Source organism: Enterococcus sp. DIV2453a (genome assembly GCF_050533535.1).
Classification (GTDB): Bacteria; Bacillota; Bacilli; order Lactobacillales; family Enterococcaceae; genus Enterococcus; species Enterococcus faecalis.
In genome coordinates this window covers 2,015,706-2,039,485 of record NZ_CP172899.1, presented here as the reverse complement: position 1 = coordinate 2,039,485, position 23,780 = coordinate 2,015,706, and the positions used below count along the sequence as shown (strand labels likewise).

General features: G+C 37.4%; 22 protein-coding genes. 19 read left to right on the top strand and 3 right to left on the bottom strand.

The features are described 5' to 3' along the window. Positions 1–162: 162 nt before the first annotated feature. The 15 genes from typA (at position 163) to holA (ending at position 18,157) form a co-directional block, all read left to right on the top strand. Complete coding sequence (gene typA, locus IGK03_RS09920) at positions 163–1,998, top strand: translational GTPase TypA (RefSeq protein ID WP_002356682.1); 1,836 nt, start codon at positions 163–165, stop codon at positions 1,996–1,998. 317 nt (positions 1,999–2,315) lie between these two features. Further along, positions 2,316–4,085, top strand: a complete 1,770-nt coding sequence (gene recQ, locus IGK03_RS09915; RefSeq protein ID WP_033625090.1) for a DNA helicase RecQ — start codon at positions 2,316–2,318, stop codon at positions 4,083–4,085. 226 nt (positions 4,086–4,311) lie between these two features. Next, positions 4,312–4,617 carry a YlaN family protein gene (locus IGK03_RS09910; protein WP_002356684.1) on the top strand — a complete coding sequence of 102 codons (306 nt, stop codon included), beginning with the start codon at positions 4,312–4,314 and terminating at the stop codon, positions 4,615–4,617. 3 nt (positions 4,618–4,620) lie between these two features. Continuing rightward, complete coding sequence (locus IGK03_RS09905; protein ID WP_010715381.1) at positions 4,621–5,829, top strand: FtsW/RodA/SpoVE family cell cycle protein; 1,209 nt, start codon at positions 4,621–4,623, stop codon at positions 5,827–5,829. Between the two features lie 32 nt (positions 5,830–5,861). Continuing rightward, on the top strand, positions 5,862–9,290 hold the full coding sequence (locus IGK03_RS09900; RefSeq protein WP_113826065.1) for a pyruvate carboxylase: 3,429 nt from the start codon (positions 5,862–5,864) through the stop codon (positions 9,288–9,290). A gap of 16 nt (positions 9,291–9,306) precedes the next feature. Beyond that, a complete protein-coding gene (locus IGK03_RS09895) occupies positions 9,307–10,431 on the top strand; it encodes a CAP-associated domain-containing protein (protein ID WP_002364455.1) in 1,125 nt (374 codons plus the stop codon). After that, the gene (locus IGK03_RS09890; protein ID WP_033625088.1) at positions 10,428–10,862 is read left to right on the top strand and encodes a YlbF family regulator; all 435 of its coding nucleotides are present in this window, start codon (positions 10,428–10,430) and stop codon (positions 10,860–10,862) included. The genes IGK03_RS09895 and IGK03_RS09890 overlap by 4 nt, the downstream gene beginning before the upstream one ends. After that, positions 10,852–11,202 (top strand): YlbG family protein, encoded by a 351-nt coding sequence (locus tag IGK03_RS09885; protein ID WP_002359714.1) that lies wholly within the window; start codon positions 10,852–10,854, stop codon positions 11,200–11,202. The genes IGK03_RS09890 and IGK03_RS09885 overlap by 11 nt, the downstream gene beginning before the upstream one ends. Before the next feature lie 59 nt (positions 11,203–11,261). Further along, positions 11,262–11,855 (top strand): 16S rRNA (guanine(966)-N(2))-methyltransferase RsmD, encoded by a 594-nt coding sequence (gene rsmD / locus IGK03_RS09880; protein WP_002414371.1) that lies wholly within the window; start codon positions 11,262–11,264, stop codon positions 11,853–11,855. A 1-nt stretch (position 11,856) separates the two neighbouring features. Beyond that, complete coding sequence (coaD, locus tag IGK03_RS09875) at positions 11,857–12,348, top strand: pantetheine-phosphate adenylyltransferase (protein WP_002356693.1); 492 nt, start codon at positions 11,857–11,859, stop codon at positions 12,346–12,348. Beyond that, on the top strand, positions 12,335–13,405 hold the full coding sequence (locus tag IGK03_RS09870) for a SepM family pheromone-processing serine protease (protein ID WP_002399203.1): 1,071 nt from the start codon (positions 12,335–12,337) through the stop codon (positions 13,403–13,405). Before coaD ends, IGK03_RS09870 begins: the two co-directional genes overlap by 14 nt. A 63-nt stretch (positions 13,406–13,468) precedes the next feature. Next, complete coding sequence (locus tag IGK03_RS09865; RefSeq protein ID WP_025190568.1) at positions 13,469–14,146, top strand: helix-hairpin-helix domain-containing protein; 678 nt, start codon at positions 13,469–13,471, stop codon at positions 14,144–14,146. A gap of 122 nt (positions 14,147–14,268) precedes the next feature. Beyond that, positions 14,269–14,772 carry a ComE operon protein 2 gene (locus tag IGK03_RS09860; RefSeq protein WP_010823854.1) on the top strand — a complete coding sequence of 168 codons (504 nt, stop codon included), beginning with the start codon at positions 14,269–14,271 and terminating at the stop codon, positions 14,770–14,772. 34 nt (positions 14,773–14,806) lie between these two features. Continuing rightward, positions 14,807–17,071, top strand: coding sequence for a DNA internalization-related competence protein ComEC/Rec2 (locus IGK03_RS09855; RefSeq protein WP_162782969.1), 2,265 nt, complete (start codon positions 14,807–14,809; stop codon positions 17,069–17,071). Positions 17,072–17,128: 57 nt separating this feature from the next. Beyond that, positions 17,129–18,157, top strand: a complete 1,029-nt coding sequence (gene holA, locus IGK03_RS09850) for a DNA polymerase III subunit delta (RefSeq protein WP_002362655.1) — start codon at positions 17,129–17,131, stop codon at positions 18,155–18,157. Between the two features lie 51 nt (positions 18,158–18,208). Here holA and IGK03_RS09845 read toward each other — a convergent pair whose 3' ends face one another. Beyond that, positions 18,209–19,150 (bottom strand): 2-dehydropantoate 2-reductase, encoded by a 942-nt coding sequence (locus IGK03_RS09845; protein WP_002382740.1) that lies wholly within the window; start codon positions 19,148–19,150, stop codon positions 18,209–18,211. A gap of 168 nt (positions 19,151–19,318) precedes the next feature. Here IGK03_RS09845 and IGK03_RS09840 point away from each other — a divergent pair, with 168 nt between their 5' ends. Then, on the top strand, positions 19,319–19,876 hold the full coding sequence (locus IGK03_RS09840) for an acyl-CoA thioesterase (RefSeq protein WP_002382741.1): 558 nt from the start codon (positions 19,319–19,321) through the stop codon (positions 19,874–19,876). Positions 19,877–19,962: 86 nt separating this feature from the next. Here IGK03_RS09840 and rpsT read toward each other — a convergent pair whose 3' ends face one another. Beyond that, positions 19,963–20,214 carry a 30S ribosomal protein S20 gene (gene rpsT, locus IGK03_RS09835; RefSeq protein WP_002356703.1) on the bottom strand — a complete coding sequence of 84 codons (252 nt, stop codon included), beginning with the start codon at positions 20,212–20,214 and terminating at the stop codon, positions 19,963–19,965. Between the two features lie 210 nt (positions 20,215–20,424). Between rpsT and IGK03_RS09830 the strand changes: the two genes are divergently transcribed. The 3 genes from IGK03_RS09830 to IGK03_RS09820 are packed head-to-tail and all read left to right on the top strand — an operon-like array spanning position 20,425 to position 22,899. Further along, positions 20,425–21,459 carry an inorganic phosphate transporter gene (locus tag IGK03_RS09830; RefSeq protein ID WP_002356704.1) on the top strand — a complete coding sequence of 345 codons (1,035 nt, stop codon included), beginning with the start codon at positions 20,425–20,427 and terminating at the stop codon, positions 21,457–21,459. Positions 21,460–21,471: 12 nt separating this feature from the next. After that, positions 21,472–22,095: a DUF47 domain-containing protein gene (locus tag IGK03_RS09825; RefSeq protein ID WP_002400859.1), complete on the top strand. Its 624-nt coding sequence runs from the start codon at positions 21,472–21,474 to the stop codon at positions 22,093–22,095. Positions 22,096–22,113: 18 nt separating this feature from the next. Next, positions 22,114–22,899, top strand: a complete 786-nt coding sequence (locus IGK03_RS09820; RefSeq protein ID WP_430602274.1) for a ChbG/HpnK family deacetylase — start codon at positions 22,114–22,116, stop codon at positions 22,897–22,899. A gap of 38 nt (positions 22,900–22,937) precedes the next feature. On the opposite strand, the gene IGK03_RS09815 is transcribed toward IGK03_RS09820, so the two are convergent. Then, entirely contained in the window at positions 22,938–23,768 is an 831-nt protein-coding gene (locus IGK03_RS09815; protein WP_002356708.1) for an undecaprenyl-diphosphate phosphatase, read from the bottom strand. Between the last annotated feature and the right edge of the window lie 12 nt (positions 23,769–23,780).

Sequence of the window (23,780 nt, the reverse complement as noted above, 5' to 3'; positions counted from 1 at the left end):
TAAAAAAATGTCCTTGTTTTCAGAAAAAGCCGAATAATTTCTAAAACTTTCATTATTTTTGCAGGCGAAAGCCTTTTTTTAATGAAAAAAGTTTGCTATAATAAGCAGTCGGCTTTTATGGACTTAAGTAACATAAGCGTATATAGATAAGGAGCAATTAAATTGAAATACAGAGATGATATTCGTAACGTGGCAATTATCGCCCACGTTGACCATGGTAAAACAACCTTAGTAGATGAACTTTTAAAACAATCTGACACTTTAGATGGGCACACACAATTACAAGAACGTGCAATGGATTCCAATGCACTTGAAAGTGAACGTGGAATTACTATCTTAGCAAAAAATACAGCAGTAGATTATAACGGTACACGTATCAACATTCTAGATACACCAGGACACGCGGACTTCGGTGGTGAAGTAGAACGTATCATGAAAATGGTAGACGGTGTTGTTTTAGTTGTCGATGCGTATGAAGGAACAATGCCTCAAACACGTTTCGTATTGAAAAAAGCATTAGAACAAAAAGTAACACCAATCGTGGTTGTTAACAAAATTGACAAACCTTCTGCTCGTCCTGAACACGTAGTAGATGAAGTTTTAGAGTTATTCATCGAATTAGGCGCAGACGACGATCAATTAGATTTCCCAGTTGTTTATGCTTCTGCTTTAAACGGAACTTCAAGTGAATCAGATGATCCAGCAGATCAAGAGCCAACAATGGCCCCAATTTTTGATAAAATTATTGAACATGTGCCAGCTCCAGTTGATAATTCAGACGAACCACTTCAATTCCAAGTCTCATTACTAGACTACAACGATTACGTTGGACGTATTGGGATTGGCCGTGTGTTCCGTGGCACAATGAAAGTCGGCGACCAAGTTGCGTTGATGAAATTAGATGGCAGCGTGAAAAATTTCCGTGTAACGAAAATTTTAGGTTTCTTTGGCCTACAACGTGTGGAAATTGATGAAGCAAAAGCGGGCGATTTAATTGCCGTTTCCGGAATGGAAGACATTTTCGTTGGGGAAACAGTTGTAGATGTTCACAATCAAGAAGCATTACCAATTCTACACATTGATGAGCCAACCTTACAAATGACTTTCTTAGTTAACAATTCTCCATTTGCGGGACGTGAAGGAAAATACATCACCGCTCGTAAAATCGAAGAACGTTTAATGGCTGAATTACAAACAGACGTATCTTTACGTGTTGATCCAATTGGCCCAGATTCTTGGACTGTATCAGGCCGTGGCGAATTGCATTTATCAATTTTAATTGAAAACATGCGTCGTGAAGGCTATGAATTACAAGTTTCTCGTCCAGAAGTTATTGAACGTGAAATTGATGGAGTTAAATGTGAACCATTTGAACGTGTTCAAATTGACACACCTGAAGAATACATGGGTAGCGTGATTGAATCCCTAAGTTTACGTAAAGGCGAAATGCAAGATATGATTAATGCCGGTAACGGACAAATGCGTTTAATCTTCTTGGCACCAGCTCGTGGCTTAATTGGTTATTCAACAGAATTCTTATCAATGACTCGTGGTTATGGTATTATGAACCACACCTTCGATCAATACTTACCAATGATTCAAGGAACGATTGGTGGCCGTCATCAAGGAGCGCTAGTTTCAATCGATACTGGTAAAGCAACGACTTACTCAATCATGAGTATTGAAGAACGTGGTACAGTTTTCGTTGAACCAACGACAGAAGTTTACGAAGGAATGATTGTTGGGGAAAACAACCGCGACAACGATTTAACTGTGAACATCACAAAAGCTAAACAAATGACTAACGTTCGTTCGGCAACGAAAGACCAAACATCAGTCATCAAAAAACCGAAAAAATTAACGTTAGAAGAATCATTAGAATTCTTGAATGAAGATGAATACTGTGAAGTAACACCAGAAAGCATCCGTTTAAGAAAACAAATTCTTAACAAAAACGAACGCGAAAAAGCAAGCAAGAAAAAGAAAAAAGCTGAATAATTTTTCGACAAATAAACATTTAAACCAACTATGCTCGTTTTACTACGAAAATAGTTGGTTTTTTTTATGAAAAAAACGGATTAATGCGTATTTTAAGATAAGGTTATTTTTTTATGTGTGGATAACTACTCGTTATCCACAACAAGCAAATGCCGCTATTTTTGAAAGCTTTTGATAGCAAGCTTTCACAATTTTTCATTCTTTTTGATGTTTCACGTTAACTGGTGTTTCACGATTGTGTCTTGGTTTAACACACCTTGTTCCTGTTAGATTAGCGTGTTAAAATGACTTGTAGAACAAAGATTGGAGCGCAATAAATGAGTGCATTACAAGAATTATTAAAAGATACATTTGGCTATGATGATTTTCGGCCAGGACAAGAAACGATTATTCGTCATGTATTGCGACAAGAAAATGTCTTAGGCATTATGCCAACAGGTGGAGGCAAATCGATTTGTTATCAGTTGCCAGCCTTACTTCTGGATAATTTAACATTGGTGATTTCACCATTAATTTCTTTAATGAAAGATCAAGTAGATGCCCTGAATTTAATGGGGATTCCAGCTACATATATCAATAGTACCATTTCCTATCAAGAAATGAATCATCGTATTCAATTAGCAGTTAACAAAGAAGTCAAGCTATTGTATGTTGCGCCAGAGCGATTAGAATCTTATGATTTTCAACAGATGCTGACACATGTACCGATTGATTTATTGGCAGTAGATGAGGCACACTGTATTTCACAATGGGGGCATGATTTTCGTCCAAGCTATTTGCGTTTAGCAGAGATTATCGATCAATTTCAACAACAACCAACCGTGATTGCACTAACAGCTACAGCAACGCCACAAGTAGCGGAGGATATTGTCAAGCAATTAAGAATTCCATCAGAAAATGAAATCAAAACAGGATTCGCTCGAGAAAATCTATCTTTTCAAGTCGTGAAAGATCAAAACAGAGACGTTTTTCTTTTGGAATATTTAAAGATGAATACTGGGCAATCAGGTATTATTTATGCAAGCACGCGGAAGGAAGTTGAACGAATTTATCATTTATTAGAGAATAAAAAAATTGCGGCTGGGATGTATCATGGGGGCATGAGTGAACAGTTACGTAGTGAAAATCAAGAAGCATTCTTGTATGATCAAGTGCAAGTGATGGTAGCAACAAATGCCTTTGGTATGGGGATTAATAAGAGTAATGTTCGTTTTGTCATTCACGCACAAGTACCAGGGAATATTGAATCTTATTATCAAGAAGCCGGCCGAGCTGGTCGTGACGGTCTGCCTAGTGATGCTGTGTTAATGTTTGCTCCACAAGACTTGCAAATTCAACAATACTTTATTGAACAATCTGAAATGACCATTGATTATAAGCAGAAAGAGTACTTGAAATTACGGGAAATGTCACAATATGCGAATGCACAAATGTGTTTACAAAAATATATTTTACGCTATTTTGGTGAAGAAGGGACGGACTGCGGTCGCTGCTCGAATTGTCTGGATAATCGAGAATTAGTCGATATTACGGTCGATGCCCAAAAAGTCTTGTCTTGTGTAAAACGTATGGGAGAACGTTTCGGTAAGGGCTTAGTTGGTAAAGTCTTGACTGGCTCAAAAGATCAAAAAATTGATCAATGGCATTTTGATCGTTTGCCAACATACGGACTAATGAAAGGTCGCACGCAAAAAGAAGTCACACAGCTGATTGATTATTTGACAGCAGAACGTTATTTAATTCCTTCTGATGGGCAATTTCCGTTGTTATCAGTCTCGACAGAAGGTGTTCAGGTGCTTTTAGGGGAACGGAAAGTCTTCCGAAAAGAAGACCAAAAAGTTCGAAAAGTAGCAGTGGATGATGCCTTGTTTGAACGATTACGCGAATTACGTATGGACATGGCTCAAGAGGCAGGCGTGCCGCCATATGTAGTCTTTTCCGATAGTACACTTAAAGAAATGTGTGAAAAATTACCGCAAACAACGATTCAATTATTGCAAATAAAAGGGGTCGGCCAAAATAAATTAGATAAATATGGCACCGCCTTTTTAGAAGTAATTAAAGAATATCAAGAGACGGAAAAATGATATAGTTTGTTATTTTATTTAAAATTAAAAGCAGAAAATAAGAAAAAATTCTTTTAATGTATTTGTTGTTGTATTGATAAAATAAGCTTGTTATATAAAGAGATTTCTTACTTAATATATCGCTTGGTTTTAGAAAATTTCTTAAAGGAAATTTTCTGAAATCATCATGTATCTAACTGAGAATTATGTTATAATTATTTAATTAAGATAGGGAGGTTCTGTACAAATGGACGAAGGAATTTCAAAGAAATTTGCCATTCAATTATTAGAAGACGATGCAGAACGCATTAAAATGCTTATTCGTAATCAAAAAAACAGTTTGTGCATTTCTCAATGTAAAGCATTTGAAGAAGTGGTGGATACACAAATGTATGGTTTTTCAAGACAAGTGACCTATGCGACCCGTTTGGGGATTTTAACTAATGATGAAGGACATCGCTTACTAAGTGATTTAGAACGCGAATTGAATCAATTATATACAGATGTTTATGAAGAAACACAAGAAAAAAACGAGATTGGCAAGGAGGGTTAAGCTTTGCCAAACAAAGTAAAGAAACGGCATTTGCTAGACTATAGTATTTTTATTCCATATTTAATTTTAAGTATCGTGGGATTGATTATGGTATATAGTTCCACATCCGCATTACAAGTAATGAAAGGTTTTTCACCTACGTCATTCGTTATTAACCAGGTTGCCTTTTGGGTAGTAGGGTTAGTTGCAATGTTTTTTATTTATAAGATGAAAACATCCGTTTTCCAGAATCGAAGTTTTATCATGTTTGCCATTGCAGTAATTACGGTTATGGTTTTAGCCGTTCGGATTCCTGGTATCGGGAAAGAAATTAATGGCGCACGTGGTTGGATTGAGATTGGTGGATTTTCGATGCAACCAGCTGAGTATTTAAAAATTATGGTTGTCTGGTATCTGTCTTATATTTTAGCACGGCGACAAAAGACAATTAATGGAGGCATGGATCAATTTAAACAAGCTGCCGGGCGCCCGTTGATGCTCGTTTTTGTATTAATTGCTCTAGTTGCAATCCAGCCTGACTTCGGGAATGCGGCCATTCTAACATTAATTACCATCGTGATGGTTTTAGCAAGTGGGATTAATTATATGTATACCTACTTGGTCGGTGGCTTGGGCATTTTAGGTAGTATCACGGCTATTCAGTTATTAATTATGTCTAAAGGAAAAATTTTCCCAGCGCGTTACCAATATATTTATAATCGTTTTGCTGTTTTTAAAAATCCATTTTTAGATGAACGGAACTTAGGCCATCAGTTAGCTAATTCTTATTATGCAATCAGTAATGGCGGCTGGTTTGGCAAAGGTCTAGGGAATAGTGTTCAGAAAAAAGGCTTTTTACCAGAAGCACATACGGACTTTATCTTTGCGATTACTTTAGAAGAGTTAGGCATTATCGGCGGTCTAGCGATTTTAGGATTGTTGATGTTTATGATTGCGCGAATTATTTTAGTTGGTGTACGCTCGAAGAAACCTTTTAATTCACTAATGTGTATTGGAATTGGTACAATGTTATTAATTCAAGTCTTTATTAATGTTGGTGGGATTACTGGGATTATTCCATTAACAGGAATTACTTTCCCGTTCTTGAGTCAAGGTGGGAATAGTTTGCTGATTATTTCGATTGCTGTGGCCTTTGTCCTGAATATCAGTGCAGATGAAACACGTCAGAAATTAGAAAATGAGTACTATTTATCTTTAGAACAGAACCGATAAATTTGAAGGAAATTGATGGTAGGAGTGACGTTATGAAAAAGGTATTAGTTGCCAATCGTGGCGAAATTGCGATTCGAATTTTTAGAGCTTGTACAGAATTAGATATCCGTACAGTAGCGATTTATGCTGCAGAAGATGAGTATTCTGTTCATCGTTTCAAAGCAGATGAAGCGTATTTAGTTGGTAAAGGGAAAAAACCAATTGAAGCCTATTTAGACATTGAAAATATTATCCAAATTGCCAAAAAATCGGGAGCAGATGCCATTCATCCTGGTTATGGCTTTTTATCTGAGAACTTGCACTTCGCCGAACGTTGTGAAGAAGAAGAAATCATTTTTGTTGGACCTAAAACACACCATTTAGATATTTTTGGCGATAAAATTAAAGCGAAAGAAGCAGCTGTAGCTGCGGGGATTGCTTCGATTCCAGGCTCAGATGGGCCAGTAGCAACGGTGGAAGAGGTCGTAGCCTTTGGTGAAACGCATGGCTTTCCTATCATGATTAAAGCTGCTTTAGGTGGCGGCGGTCGCGGGATGCGGGTTGCCCACGATGCCAAGGAAGCACGAGAAGGTTACGAAAGAGCAAAAAGTGAAGCGAAAGCAGCCTTTGGTTCTGACGAGGTTTATGTTGAAAAGTATATTTCTAATCCTAAACATATCGAAGTACAAATTTTAGGCGATCATCATGGGAATGTCTTGCATTTATTTGAACGTGATTGTTCCGTTCAACGGCGCCACCAAAAAGTGGTAGAAGTCGCACCGTGTGTATCAATGAATGAAGAACAACGAGCAGCCATTTGTTCGGCTGCTGTGCAGTTAATGGCGCATGTCGGCTACGTGAATGCGGGAACGGTTGAGTTTTTAGTAGAAGGGGATCAGTTTTATTTTATTGAAGTGAATCCGCGTGTTCAGGTAGAACATACTATCACAGAAATGATTACAGATATTGATATTGTGATCTCTCAATTACAAATTGCGCAAGGGCTTGATTTGCATAAAGATATGCATTTGCCAAAACAAAACGAATTGACATTAAAAGGCGCGGCTATTCAATGTCGGATTACGACTGAAGATCCCCTGAACCAGTTTATGCCAGATACAGGGAAAATTGATACGTATCGTTCACCAGGTGGGTTTGGTGTGCGTTTAGATGTAGGGAATGCTTATTCTGGCTACGCTGTGACGCCTTACTTTGATTCTTTATTGGTTAAAGTCTGTACGCATGGTTTCTCTTTTGAACAGGCAATCAGTAAAATGCAACGCTGCTTAAAAGAATTTCGGATTCGTGGCGTGAAAACAAATATTCCGTTTTTACAAAATGTTGTGAGCTATCCAGCGTTTCAATCTGGGGAAGCCAAAACAACCTTTATTGATAATACACCTGAATTATTTGAATTTCCTCGTATGCGCGATCGTGGCAATAAAACGATGAAATACATTGGAGAAGTAACGGTCAATGGGTTCCCTGGCATTGAACGAACGGAGAAAAAATATTTTGAAGCTCCGCGCGTGCCGACAGATGTTGAAGTTCCAGAAAAAGTGATCACAGCTAAAAATATTCTAGACGCTCAAGGAGCAACCGCCGTCATCGATTGGGTTAAGAATCAAGAAAGTGTGTTAATGACAGATACCACGTTCCGTGATGCGCACCAAAGTTTATTAGCTACTCGTGTGAGAACACAAGATTTTAAAGCAATTGCTGGTCTAACTGATGCAGCCCTGCCTGAGCTGTTTTCTAGTGAAATGTGGGGTGGCGCTACGTTCGATGTTGCCTATCGCTTCTTAACCGAAGACCCATGGCAACGTTTAAGAAAAATTCGTCAGTTGATGCCAAACACACTTTTACAAATGCTGTTCAGAGGATCTAATGCGGTAGGCTATCAAAATTATCCTGATAATGTTATTGAAGAATTTATTAAAGAATCCGCTCGCCAAGGAGTCGATGTTTTCCGAATTTTTGATAGCTTAAACTGGATTCCTCAAATGGAAAAAAGTATTCAAGTCGTTCGGGATACCGGAAAAATTGCGGAAGCAGCAATTTGTTATACTGGGGACATCAATGATCCAGCCCGAGCAAAATATAATGTTCAATATTACCTTGATATGGCTAAAGAATTGGAAAATTTAGGTGCACAAATCATTGCGATTAAAGATATGGCTGGCTTATTGAAACCACAAGCTGCTTATCGTTTAATTAGTGAATTAAAGGCAGCCACGGATTTACCAATCCATCTCCATACCCACGATACTAGTGGCAATGGGATCATCACTTATTCAGCAGCCACTAAAGCAGGCGTTGATATTGTTGACGTCGCAATGAGTGCGATGAGTGGCGCAACTAGCCAGCCAAGTATGAACAGTCTATATTATGCTTTAGTCAATGGTGAACGGACGCCAACTATTAACATTGATAATGCACAGAAAATCAATCATTATTGGGAAGATGTGCGCATGTATTATCAACCATTTGAAAATGGGTTAAATGCCCCGCAAACAGAAGTCTATATGCATGAAATGCCTGGTGGTCAATACTCTAATCTGCAGCAGCAAGCAAAAGCGGTAGGCTTAGGGCACCGTTGGGATGAAATCAAAAAAATGTATCACACAGTGAATTTGATGTTTGGTGATATTGTAAAAGTGACACCATCTTCAAAAGTCGTGGGAGACATGGCACTCTTCATGGTTCAAAATCATCTGACAGAACAAGATGTTTATGCGCGTGGCGAAGAACTAAGTTTTCCTGAATCCGTTGTGACTTTTTTCCAAGGTGATTTAGGTCAACCAGTTGGTGGGTTCCCGAAAGAGCTCCAACGAATTATTCTAAAAGGTCGACCAGCCTTCACAGAGCGGCCAGGTGACTTAGCAGCACCTGTTGATTTTGCAAAAGTACAAGAAGAATTAGCCGAAAAAATTGGGTATCAACCTAAATTGGAAGAAGTTTTAAGTTATTTAATGTATCCACAAGTATTTTTAGAGTATCGTCAAAAATACGAAACCTTTGGAGATATAACCTTATTAGATACGCCAACATTCTTTAATGGTATTCGTCAAGGAGAGACATTGGAAGTTCAAATTGAACGAGGAAAAACGTTAATTATTCGTTTAGATGAAATTGGCGAACCTGATATTGACGGAAACCGTGTCTTGTTCTTCAATTTGAATGGGCAACGTCGTGAGGTTTTAGTTAAAGATGCCTCCATTAAGTCTGCTGTTCAAGTAAAACAAAAGGCGGAACCAACTAATAAAGAACAAATCGGCGCAACGATGTCTGGTTCTGTTCTACAAGTATTGGTCAAACGTGGCGATAAAGTAGAAAAAGGTCAGCCGTTGCTGATTACAGAAGCCATGAAAATGGAAACGACTATCGAAGCACGTTTTGCGGGCACGGTAGATCACATTTATGTTGAAGAAGGCGAAGCAATCAGCTCAGGTGATTTGTTATTAGAAGTGAAAGAAAAATAAGATGAGAGGGGAAAAAATGAAGCGATTTTGGGCCTTTACTGCTGTTTTTTTAACAGTTCTACTCATCGGATATTTAGAGCCAGTTTTTTTCCCTGCTGAAAAACCAACCGAAACAGCTCAAAGTGGGCGCTTATCCAGCGCTCACACCGCTGTTCCTCATGAAGAATTGCCAGCTTCTGGCTACGCAGCATACATAGGGAAAGATGTGGAAACCTTTATCCGCCAGTTTGGCAATCCTAAAGAAAAAATTAAAACAGGTCGTACGTATGAATTATGGACGTTCGGTTTGACGATGAATGATTACTTAGAAGTCAACGTTCGAGAAAATAAAGTCATCGCAATTAAGGCCTTTAACAATGACAAAATGATAGAACCGTTTAAAATAGATATGAAGCTTGCTGACTTGTCTGATTTAATGACGATTTATTCGAATTTTGCATTTAATTTTCATCATGAAGCTTACGATGTCGAGCTGATGGAAGAAGATATGAACTATCGACCACTGGTTGCTTTTGATAATGGCAGTTTTGCGGTGTTATTTTTTAATCAGCGGACGGGCGGTTTAATGGCAGTTAATTATGTCAATAAAGAAACGTTGCTCACGGAAATGCCGTATCAATTAAATGAAGGTTCTCCTTTGCCAGTTGATATAACGCAGTCAATGACCTTCGATCCTGTTCAAAGTAACCAAGCGATTTATGTCATGAATCTGGTTAAACAGCAAGAAAATCAAGCTGCTTTTTCAGTTTCCACACAAAGTCAAAAAGATGCCCAAACATTGTATCAAACGCTGGCTAACCATACATCAACAATTTTGTCGGCAAATCGACAAGCAGAATTGTTACAAACGAGAGAGGAACATACAGCCATTCATCCCTTTCATTTGACTAAGGACGAATTTTCTTTATTAGTTAAAACGAGCAAACTTTCGTTGAGAGAACCAGCAGGTATTTTCCAAGAACCTGTTTATGATAGTACCTTTACTATTTTGTCATGGTTTTCGGACCCGCAATATGATAGCTATTTTGCTGAGTCAGAAACGACAGAATTGGGCGTTGCCTTTTCCAATGAAGGTGTGTTAGTCTTATTAGAGAAACGACCAGAAAATAGGCAAATCACGGAGAGTAGTGAAAAGTTATGATTGTAACAGAACATTTATTTGCAATTGAAGATCAAACAGAATGCTTAATTTCAGCACTTTTAGAAAGTGATGCTGTTCAAAACTATAAAGAAACAAAAAAAGCCATGTATGCTTCAAGGGAAGTTGCTCAGTTACAAAAAGCATTTTTAGAAGCTAAGTCAGCTTTTGAACGAGTAGAAGCTTATGGAATTCATGCACCCGATTTTCGGGAGAAACAACGAGCCCTACGTAAAGCGAAGCGGGCGCTTGATTTAAATGAAATCGTTGCAAATTATCGTTTTGCTGAGACAAACGTTCAAACGTTGCTAGATACAATTGGTTTAAAGATTGCGCAACTAATTTCTGAAGATATTAAAGTAGATGCTGGAAATCCTTTCTTTGAACGAGGAAAGAAACATTCAGGTTGTGGAGGAAGCTGCCATGCAAGCTAAAGAAGAAAAAGAATTTACGCTTCAAGAGCGTCGTTGCCTAATTGTTTGGGTATACACATTAAAACCGTTAAAACAGTTACGCCGATATGGACTGATTCACTATGTTTCACGAAAAATGAAATATGTGGTGATTTACATGAATGAAGAAAATATTGAAAGTAACATGGAAAAAATTAATCAGTTACATTTTGTTCGTAGTGTCGATAAATCGTATCGACCAGATGTCGAAATGAATTTTGCTGAAAAAATTGGTACCAAAGCGGCTTATCAAGAACAAGAAGACGATGGCTATGTAGTAGAGGAATTATCTACAGAGATTCGCTTAGCAGAGAATGTCTGATGTAAAAGAGTGAGAAATGTTATGAGAAATTTCAAACATTTTTCACTCTTTTTGTTATAATGAATTATAAAAGAATGATTGATAAAGGAGTCGAAACAATGCGTGTTATTTCTGGAGAATATGGTGGACGACGCTTGAAAGCGTTAGATGGCGACAATACTAGGCCCACAACAGATAAAGTAAAAGAATCTATTTTTAATATGATTGGTCCATATTTCGACGGTGGAATGGCGCTGGATTTATATTCAGGAAGTGGCGGGTTAGCGATTGAAGCCGTTTCTCGTGGAATGGACAAAAGTATTTGTATTGAAAAGAATTTTGCTGCACTAAAAGTAATTAAAGAAAATATTGCGATTACAAAAGAACCAGAAAAATTTGAAGTTAGAAAAATGGATGCTAATCGTGCCTTAGAACAGTTTTATGAAGAGAAGCTACAGTTTGATTTGGTCTTATTGGATCCGCCCTATGCCAAACAAGAAATTGTTTCACAATTAGAAAAGATGTTAGAACGGCAGTTATTAACAAACGAAGCCGTTATCGTTTGTGAAACAGATAAAACTGTCAAATTACCGGAAACGATTGGTACACTAGAAAAAACAAGAGAAACCGTTTACGGAATCACTCAAGTAACGATTTATCGTCAGGAGGCGTAAGATGCGTAAAATTGCTCTATTTCCCGGAAGTTTTGATCCGATGACAAATGGTCATTTAAATTTGATTGAACGCAGTGCGAAGTTATTTGACGAAGTCATCATTGGCGTTTTTATAAATACAAGTAAGCAAACATTATTTACGCCAGAAGAGAAAAAATATTTAATTGAAGAAGCAACTAAAGAAATGCCAAATGTGCGTGTTATTATGCAAGAAACCCAGTTAACTGTGGAAAGTGCAAAATCATTAGGGGCTAATTTTTTGATTCGTGGCATTAGAAACGTCAAAGACTACGAGTACGAGAAAGACATTGCTAAAATGAATCAACATCTGGCGCCAGAAATTGAAACGGTTTTTCTATTAGCAGAAGAACCATATGCACATGTAAGCTCCAGTTTACTAAAAGAAGTTTTACGTTTTGGAGGCGATGTGTCTGACTATCTTCCTCCCAATATTTATCATGCGTTAAAACAAAAGAAGAATGACTGGAGCTAAAATAATGAATAAAAAAACAGAAAAATTTTCGTTTAAATCACTCATTCCAATGGTATTGGCATTGCTGCTAATTGGTTTGTTTATCGTCCCAATTCCTTATTATATTGAAGGACCAGGAACGACAGAAAATTTAAAAGAGTTTGTAACTGTTGATGGGAAAAAAGATACGCAGTCTGGTGCTTTTTATTTAACAACGGTGGGCATTCGTTCGGCCACTATTTTTTCTGCCATAAAAGCAAACTTTTCGGATTTTCAAGAAGTTATGTCTAAAAAAGAATTAATGGGAGATAGTAGTAATAGCGAATATAATCGAATTCAACAATACTATATGGATTCCTCAAAAAACGCCGCAATTGAGCAAGCCTTAAAATTAGCGAAGGTTCCATATGAGATGAAATTTAAAGGCGTCTATGTGTTAGCGATGGAAGACAACTCAAGTTTTAAAGGAAAAATTGAAGTTGGCGATACCGTGACAGGCGTGGATGGCAAATCTTTTAAAAGCAGTGAAGAATTAATGAACTACATTAAAGCACAAAAAGTGAATCAAAAAGTCACTGTTCAATTTACTCAAGATGGCAAAGCAAAAGAAGCGACTGGCAAATTAATTGAATTGCCAACAGATAAAAAAGCGGGGATTGGTATTGGTTTGACCGATCATACAGAAATTGATTCTTCTATCCCAGTATCTATTGAAGCGGGTGATATTGGTGGGCCATCGGCTGGTTTAATGTTTACTTTGCAGACCTATGAACAATTAAGTCATAAAGATTTACGTAAAGGTCATGAAATTGCTGGAACAGGTACGATGAACAGTCAAGGAATCGTTGGTAGAATCGGAGGCATTGACAAAAAAGTTGTAACTGCCAGTGAGAACGGCGCAGAAATTTTCTTTGCACCCGATGATGAAATAACTTCAGAAATGAAAAAAGTTGAGCCAAAAATCAAATCGAATTATCAAGAAGCACAAGAAGCTGCGAAAAAAATTGGGACAAAAATGAAAATTGTCCCAGTAAAAACGGTTCAAGATGCCTTGAACTATCTAGAGAAATTAAAATAAAAGTACGCCTGGACCAAAAATTACTAGTGATTTTTGGTCCAGGCGCATTTTTTTTGTTAAAAAATGCGTAATTATATTTTGAAGGGAGGACAAACGATGGATTGGTTGAAACAGTTACCCAAAAAGTGGCTATTGCTAGGTAGTGGCGCGTCTATAGTTATTTTGATAACTCTATTAGTGGGCATTTATTTGATGGTTAATAAGGAGCCACGAGTAGACACCACAATGTGGGAGGAGACAAGTCTGACCACTACGGCAGAGGCCACCACAGATGCCACAAAAGAAAGGGCAGAAACAATGATCTATGTTGATATTAAAGGCGCAGTGAAAGTACCAGGAATCTACCAACTAAAAAATCAGCAGCGGATTTGGGATGCTTTAGCTTTAGCTGGAGGCGTGAGCGAGGAAGCTGATACTGCCCAGGTCAATTACGCTCAAAAAGTAAAAGATCAAATGATTATTTACGTGCCCAAAAAAGGAGAACCAGTGGCACAGTCATTAGAAACGCTGCAGGAATCAGCATCTGCTCAGCAAAATCAGGAGGAAAAGATCAACCTTAATACGGCAACAGAAGCAGAGCTACAAACGATTTCAGGAATCGGTGCGAAAAAAGCACAAGAGATTATTCGTTTTCGTGACGAACAAGGACCGTTTAAAACCGTCGAGGAACTGAAAAATGTTCCCGGTATTGGAGAGAAAACAGTAGAACGTTTAAAAGACATGTTGACAGTGACTGGCTAACTTTTAACAGAAAATTCCTGAGAATTCTTGACTATGGGATGCGGATAACATACTATTTGTAATAAGATTAAATGATTTGGCAAATCGAACACAGGAGTCATTAAAAATAAAGGAGGTTTATTATGGAACGAATTCCATGGGACCAATATTTTATGGGACAAAGCGTCTTATTATCATTAAGAAGTACTTGCACACGGTTAACTGTCGGAGCAACCATTGTTCGCGACAAACGAATTATTGCAGGAGGTTATAATGGTTCAGTCAGTGGCGGAACGCATTGTATTGATGAAGGATGCTATGTTGTTGATAATCATTGCGTTCGAACAATCCACGCAGAAATGAATGCAATTTTACAATGTGCGAAGTTTGGCGTCCCTACAGAAGGGGCAGAAATTTATGTGACACATTTCCCTTGCCTGCAATGTACAAAGATGATTTTACAAGCAGGGATTAAAAAGATTTATTATTTAAAGGATTACCGTAATGATAAGTATGCCCTAAATTTAATTGAACAAGTAGGCGCCACGGTTGAAAAAGTGACTTTAGTACCAAAATATTTTGCCGAATTACAATGGGGAGAAGAATTTGCCACACTTGAGGACAATCCTTCCTCAGCTGAGGAATAATTGGTTCTTCATAGCTCTGCTGACTAGTTGTGGGCTGTGGTGTTTTTTCGCACCTAGTCTATTAGGAGCTCTTCTTCTTTCTATCACTGTTATCCGTATTGTCTGTACAAAAAGTTTTCCTGTTATATTGGGAGGTTTTTTGTGCAGTTTTTTAATAGTAGGGGGCATATTGATTTTCCAGTGGTTAAAGCCAGTCTCTTTGTTGCCTAAAGAAGTCCGCTTGTCAGGACAGCTAACGATATTGCCAGATGAAATACAAGTCGATGGTGATCAAGTAAAATTTCCTGCCAATTGGATCGTAAAAGGCAAAAGGCAGAAAGTGATGGTATTTTATCAATTAAAAAGTGTGAAAGAAAAACAGCAATGGCAACAACTAACCACAACCATTCAGGCAACCGCTGTAGGTATTTTAGACTCGCCCCAAGGTCAAACCAACAAAAATGGCTTCAATTATCAACTATTTTTAAAGAATCAAGGAATCGAAGCTATTTTATTCATTGAGGAGATAGGACAACAGCGTTCCTTTTTTTCTTGGCGGTTTAAAGAAATCATTAGCGGCTGGCGGAAGTGGGCGATGGTACATATTCAGAAAAATTTTGCTGAGACTAGTGCAATGTATATGAATGCGTTGCTCTTAGGTTTTCGTAATGAAGAATTTGCTGAAATAAGCGATAAATTTTCAGCATTAGGCATTTTGCATCTTTTTAGTTTGTCAGGGATGCATGTTTCTTTTTTCCTTCGTTTATTTCGCTTGCTAATGCTAAGAATTGCTCGCCGAACGCAAGAAAGTTATTTTTTGTGGCAATGCGCTTTTTCACTGATATATGCTGGTTTAACAGGATTCTCAGTCAGTGTCATGCGGGCGCTTTTACAAACAAACCTCAATACGTTCAATCGACGGTTTAATTGGCAGGTTCCGGCCCTCGATTGTTGGAGTTTAACTCTCTTAGTGCACTTGATTGTTCAGCCAACTCTCTTTTTTTCAGTCGGCGGTCAATTTAGTTATTTACTTTCCTTTGTTCTGCTGTTTTTAGAGCAAACATTGGTTGGTTATTCTTCGCCTTTCATTAAAAATTGTTTAGGCTCTTTCCTATTGGCTGTGGCTTCCTTACCTATTTTAGTCCAATCATTTTATGAATGGCCCTTGTTAGGAAGTTTCTTAACATTTCTCTTGTTACCAATTTTTGAACGGTTCTTGTTACCGCTTTTGACGTTGAGCTTTTTTCTAGTGATTATTATGCCAGCACGTTATTTAGCAGCCTTGCTCGAACCACTATTTTTAACAATGAATGGCTTATTTGAGTGGGTGCTAGTTCACTTAAATCCGAAGCTGACCATCGGCTATTTAAATTCTTGGATACAAATTAGTTTGTTATTACTAATCGGACTTTCAATGATTTATTTAGCAGACAAGTCTAAAAAAATTTTTTTCTCAATCGGACTACTAATTGTTTTGATAAATAGTAAATACCTTTCGCCAATTGGCATTGTTGCAATGATCGATGTAGGCCAAGGGGATAGTTTGTTTATCCAAGCGCCTTTTCACAGAAAAAATACACTGATCGATACAGGTGGTCGGTTGTCTTTTGACAAAGAAGCTTGGCGGCAACGGAAAAATAGTCGATCAGGAGCGGAATATTCAGTGATTCCTTTTCTCAAAAGTCAAGGAGTCAAACGTTTAGATGAAGTGATCATCACACACGCACATGAAGACCATTTTGGCGATTTATTAGCCATTGCGCAGAAGGTTCCAATTTCTGTTCTTTATTTCCCTAAAGGAGCAGCTGAAGCCAATTTTTCGTTTCGCCAAGTCTTGAAACAACTCCAAAAAAGCGGAACAGACTGTCGGCCAATTTTAGCGCCCAAGCGAATTAATGGGCCCATTTCTCTTCAAATTTTATCGCCCAATAAGAGCAGTATTGGGGGCAATAATGACTCGATAGTGTTTTCCACACAATTAGGCGGACGGCATTTTTTATTTACTGGTGACTTGGAAGCCGAAGGAGAAGAACAAGTGTTGGCTCGCTATCCCCAGTTGAAAATCGACATCTTGAAAGTCGGTCATCATGGTAGTAAAACGTCGTCTACTAAAAGATTTATCAAACAGCTTAATCCGCGAGAAGCATTGATTTCAGCTGGACTGAATAATCGTTTTAAACATCCTCATCAGGAGACATTAGCGACGCTGGAGGAGCAAAAAATAAATTATTATCGGACCGATCTTCAAGGAATGATTTATTATCAATGGTTACCTTGGCAAGGGCTTTCTAAAGCCAAATTTGTTAAAGAACAAGACTAGTATTTCCAGAAGTAACATGATAGGATAAACAAGAGAAACGAGAAAAGGAGCGAGCCAATGGAGTTACAAAAAGCTTTGAAAGAAGTGCGAGAGCAAAAAATCGCTCCAGTGTATTTATTAATAGGAACAGAACTTTATTTAACTGAATTATTTAAAACAACATTGATGAAAGAATTGTTGACGGAAGAGGATGATCAATTTAACTTTTTCTCATTTGATATGGAGGAAACACCTTTAAGTGCTGCGATTGCTGAAGCGGAAACAATTCCGTTTTTTGGTGATTATCGCCTTGTCTTTGTGGAAAATCCTTACTTTTTAACTGCCGAAAGAAAAACAAACGGTGTGGAACATGATGTCAATCTTTTATTGAATTATTTGGAAAGTCCATCACCAACAACTGTTCTTGTTTTTATGGCCTCTTATGAAAAATTAGATGAACGCAAAAAAATTACCAAAGCATTGAAAAAAAATGCCACAGTAGTTGACGTCAATCCAATGGATGAAAAGGCTATTCGTCAGTACATTTCTCAAACGATTGAGAGCGAAGGGTACACTATTCGCTCCGATGCTTTTGATTTATTACTTCAATTGACAGACTTGAACTTATCAAAAATTATGGGAGAATTACAGAAGCTGTATTTATATGCCCTTGAAACGAAGACAATTACACGAGGTGCGGTTCAAGAATTAGTCCCTAAGTCTTTGGAACATAATGTTTTTGATTTAACCAACGAAGTACTTTCTGGAAACAGTGAAAAAGCTGTTCAATTGTATGAAGATTTACTTTTACAAGGAGAAGAAACCATTAAGTTAAATGCAATCTTATTGAATCAGATTCGCCTTTTTCTGCAAACCAAAATTTTGGCTAAGATGGGCTATCAACAAGCGAATATCGCTGATACATTAAAGGTTCATCCTTATCGAGTCAAGTTAGCGTTACAACAAGTCCGACGATTTGAATTGTCTCGATTAGAAAGACTTTATGATGAATTAGTTGAAAATGATTACCGCATGAAAACGGGCCAAATGGATAAAGAATTACTATTCCAATTATTTATTTTAAAATTGACTGCACAAGCAAAATAAGAAAGTGCCAGAGGCAAACGTCATACAACGATTGTCTCTGGCACTTTCTTTTTATTTAGCTCCTAATAGTTCTTCTTTTCCGTGAACAAGCTGTGTCAACATGGCACAGAAAGGTGTTGCTACGTTGTATTTTTGTCCTTTGCGCCAAACGGCACCATTAATGTAATCAATTTCTGTGAGACGATGATTTTTAATTAAATCTTGATACATAGACGGATAGTGCAAGCCAATACCGTTTGGATCATAAGTTTGAGCAATATGTGTATAGACTTCTGCTTGATCTAAATGAATGGCTTCTTTTTCTGCGACTGCTGCAAATTCACTGATTAATGTTTTAACAAGGGATTCACTAACAGGTAATGCACCAAATTCGGCAATATTACAATCAAGGATTGTACACAAACCATTTAGCGTGCCATTGACACAGGCTTTCCGCCAAATAGAGTAGCGAACATTGCTACTATAGCTTGGATTTAAACCAGCTTGTTGGAAGACATCAACGACTTCTAAAGCAAATTCTTTACCAGAAGGATCAATATTTTCTAATTCAATTTCGCCATCACCTAAAAGTTTAACACGTCCCGGTCCTTCTAAACCAGCTGTCCACATGGTAATGCCAACCAAGATGTTTTCTTTTGGCACATATTTTTCTAGTACATCTTCATGACCTAAGCCATTTAATAAACATAGTACATACGTTTTTTCAGTAATCATTGGTTGGATCGCTTTAAACATTGCATCTAATTGTTGTGCTTTGGTTAAAGCAATAATTAAATCTACTTGTTCGTTTTGATGGTCAATTTCTTCTGGTGAGAAGATTGGTAGTTTTGCGACAACTTCTTCTCCATTAAAATCAGCGATTAAACCATGTTCACGAATGGCTTCAATGTGCGCGGGCCATTGATCGATTAAAGTTACATCATTTCCGCCTTGATGCAACATAATTCCTAAACGGCTGCCCATAGCGCCGGCACCAGCAATTGCAATTTTCATGTGTATCCATCTCCTTAAAAGTTCTTTAACCGTTATTATTATACAGCAACTTTCCTAAAAATGAATAAATGGGACTTGCAAATTTGTTATTTTTTAAATGTTTCCTAAAAAGTAAGGATTGCATCAAATGGTAAAGTAAGCTAAAGTAAAGCGTGGAAAAGTTTATAAATGAAAGTAGAGGAATCGTTAATGACGAAAGAAAAATTTTGTCGAGAATCACGAGTGATTCAAACACATCGTGTATTTCCCTTTGATTTAAATCCCTTTGGTGCACTATTTGGTGGGAAATTAATGTCTTTAATTGATGACGCCGCATCCATTTCCGTTTCACGACATTGTCGGAGAGGGGCAGTTACAGCATCTTTAGATAACTTGAATTTTTTAAAACCTTTAAAAGAAAATCACTCAGTGTGTGTTGAAACGTTTGTTTCTGGTGTGCATCATAAATCGATGGAAGTATTTGTTAAAGTTGTAGGAGAAGATTTAACAACTGGAGAGCGTTATTTAGCGGCGACTTGTTTTACAACTTTTGTAGCCATTCCGTCTCATATGAATCCCGAAAGTGACTTCCAATTAGCGGCAGTCGTCCCAGAAACTGCAGAAGAAAAGTTGATTTGTTCCAATTATGAAACGAGAAGACAACAACGTTTAGCTTTGCGAGAAGAGACTAAATTATTTAGTCAACATCTCACAACAGATTTACCGTGGATTGATTCACCTTTATAAAAAAATGTCCGAGTCTTTGTGAAAACAGACTTGGACATTTTTTGATGAAAAAAGAAGCTAACATGAATGCTAACTTCTATCTCACATTATTTAGCTAATTTGCTTAAACGAATTTTATCGCGGTTAGCTTTGTTTTTATGGATTAAACCTTTAGTTGCAGCCATATCAACAGCTTTAACAGCTTCGTTGTATAAAGCATCGACGTTATCAGCTCCAGCAGCTACAGCTTCTTCAAATTTCTTGATTGCTGTACGCATTGCGTTTGTTTGAGATGAATTTTTCGCATTCGCGTTAGCACTTGTACGTACGCGTTTGATTGCAGATTCGATATTTGGCATTTGTTTCACCTCCGATGATTTAGGTTTTACACTGGTCAGCCAATGTAATTCAACAGTAATCATTATACCTAATCCATTGTTCCATTGCAATAAAAGACGACAAGTTTTTTTCCTTAACAGACAATTTCAAGAAAAAAATAAGAAAATTTGCCAGAGCCTTAAGAAAAAAGCATACATTTTTTTTAAAACATGCTATGATAAAATAGATAAATGAAAAATGGTGGTGTCTTTGTGAGTATTGCATTATTGGTAACGATTACTTTGGTAATGGGTGTAATTTTTGTTAACGGTTGGACGGATGCGCCGAACGCAATTGCAACCGCTGTCTCGACTCGGGTGTTAAAACCGAATGTCGCAATTTGGATGGCTGTTGTGATGAACTTTTTAGGTGCATTAGTCATGACCTTTTTTAATGCCCAAGTAGCTGAAACGATTAGCAACATTGTTAGTTTTGACGCAAATGGAAACGCTTCACAGGTGGCTTTGGCTGCTTCGCTTTTTTCAATTGTGGTTTGGGCAGTTGCTGCGTGGTATTTTGGTATTCCCACAAGTGAAAGCCATGCGTTAATTGCCGGCTTGACTGGTTCGGCAATGGCATTAGGTGGTTTGGGTGCAGTCAATGGCTCGGAATGGATCAAAGTGCTTGTTGGTCTAGTTGTTTCTACCGTTATGGGCTTTGGCGGCGGTTATTTGATTGCCAAACTTGTTGTGAAAGCTTTCTCGGCTGTGCCTAGAAGAAAAGCCAACAAATTTTTTACAGTTGGACAAGCCTTTGGTGCAGGAGCTAATGCTTTTTTACATGGTGCGCAAGATGGGCAAAAATTTATGGGCGTGTTCATGTTAGTGCTTTTTTATAATAATTTAGTCGAAAAAACAGGTGGCGGTTTTGTGATTCCGTTATGGGTTATGGTTCTGTGTTCCATTACAATGGGCATTGGAACTTCTGTGGGCGGCATGAGAATCATTAAATCAGTCGGGATGGATATGGTAAAACTTGAACGCTATCAAGGCTTCACTGCAGATTTAAGCACGGCTATTTGTTTATTTTTAGCATCGGCTTTTGGGATTCCAGTTTCAACTACTCATACAAAAACAACAGCGATTATGGGAGTAGGTGCTTCTAAGCGAATCTCAAGTGTTGACTGGCGTATCGTGAAAGAAATGCTGATAGCATGGATTTTAACTTTCCCAGGATGTGGGCTGATCGCTTATGTGATGTCAAAATTATTTATTGCAATTTTTTAAGGAGAGAAAAACATGGCACGTAAAAAACAATTTGATTATTTTGGAGAATTAAACCAGTTAGCAACAAATGCTTATGAAGCGGCAAAGGTTTTGCAAGAAATTGTAGACAATTATTCATTAGAAAACTTAGTAAAAAAATCAGAAGTGATTCATCAATTGGAAAAAGAGAATGATGAAATTGTTCGCAAAATTTTAAATGAACTCTATATTTCCTTTATTACGCCGATTGATCGAGAAGATATTGTCGATATTACGGATCACTTAGATAACATTATCGATAGCATTAATAGTTTGTCTTATTTACTTGATCATTTAGTTGTCGAAGAAATGATTGCGCCCGCGCTAGAATTAACTGCTTATATTGTTAAAGCGACAGAAGGCGTTAAATCAGCAACGAAGGAATTTGCAAAATTTAAGAATTCCAAAACGTTAGTTTCATTGATTGATGAAGTGAATACGATTGAATCTCAAGGCGATAAATTATACAGTAGCGCCATGAAAGATTTGATGACTAACGAAAAAGATTTATTAAAAGTTATCAAGTGGAAAGATGTTTATGATCAGCTTGAGCGCACGATTAATGATTGTGAATCAGCTGTTAATATTATTGTCGGAATTGTCATCAAAAATACGTAAAGAAAAGAGGGGGAGCTGTTGGTTAAAGTAATTATTGATGCTGATGATTTTGGGATGTCAGAAGCGATTAATCATGGCATTATCAAAAGTTATGTCGATGGTTTAACGACGTCGACACTTTTGATGCCCAATTTACCAACAGCAGAACACGCCGTTGCGTTAGCAAAAAATTATCCAAGCTTATTTGTAGGTCAGCATACGAATTTTTTATTAGGGAAACCTTGTGCAGACCCATGTATGATTCCTTCACTGGTAGATGAACAAGGCAATTTTCATCGCTCTTCTTATTATCGTCAACAAAAGCAAGTAACCTTCGTATATGAAGAAGTACGACTTGAAACGATTGCGCAATTGACGCGCTTTAAGGAACTAACTGGACATTATCCTGAACATTTTGATTGCCACTCGATTGGGGATGAAGTGGTTGATCAAGTATTTTTAGAATTAGCAGAAGAGTACGGACTTCATACAACCCTGAAATATAGTGGGGAAAAAGAATATCCACCGCAACAAGGTTATTTCCAGGTGACACATTTGTTAGAGTCTGGGGCGTTATCTTATATTCACGAAGGCGTATCAGTGGAGAATTTTTTAAAAGATGACTTTGGTTTATTACGGATGCCGGAATCGGCAATTGCTGAGATGCATTTTGATGTTGGGTATTTGGATCAATTTGTGTTAGACAATTCTTCTTATACCACTTTACGCTGTAAAGAATTAGCAACGATTTGTGATCCTTGTGTTCGTCAGTGGTTTGAAGAACAGGGGATTGAGCGAATAACGTTTGGCGATTTAAAAAAATAAAACCGTTGCTTTCACTGTTGAAAGCAACGGTTTTATTTTTATGAGAATAACCAGTAGCCAATTAAAATCGCACCTAAAATTACACGATACCAACCGAAAACTGTAAAATCGTTTTTCTTCAAGTAATTCAATAAGAATTTAATCGCAATGATGGAAACAACGAAGGCAACAATAGAGCCAGTTAATAAAATAATGATTTCTTCTGACCCAAACGTATTTCCTTTGGCCAAGAATTTAAAGATTTTTAAAAAACTTGCTCCAAACATTACTGGAATTCCTAAGAAAAATGAAAACTCTGTTGCAACAAAACGTGAGGCCCCAATTAAGATTGCCCCTAAAATGGTCGCTCCTGAACGTGAAGTTCCTGGAATTAATGCCAGTACTTGGAAAGCACCAACGATTAAAGCGGCTTTATAAGTGAAGTCTTTTAGATTAGTACACTTCGGTGCAACATTTTTATTTCGTTTTTCAATGATAATAAAAGCAATCCCATAAACAATTAACATAATCGATACTGTTAAAAAGTTATAAAAATGTGCATCTAAATAATCATCAAATTTTAGACCAATAACTGCCGCTGGTAAACAAGCGACTAAGACTTTAGACCAAAGAATCCAAGTATCTTTTTTCTCTTCGCCATTTTTCTTTGGTGAGAAAGGATTCAATTTGTGGAAGTATAAAATAACAACCGCCATAATCGCTCCCAATTGGATAACGACGTTGAACATTTCCATAAAATCTTTACTTAGATCGAGTTTAATAAACTCATCCACTAAAATTAAATGTCCGGTACTACTAATTGGAAGCCACTCGGTAATTCCTTCGATAATACCAAGAATAATTGCTTTCCATAGGTTAGCAAAAAGCATGTCACCATTCCT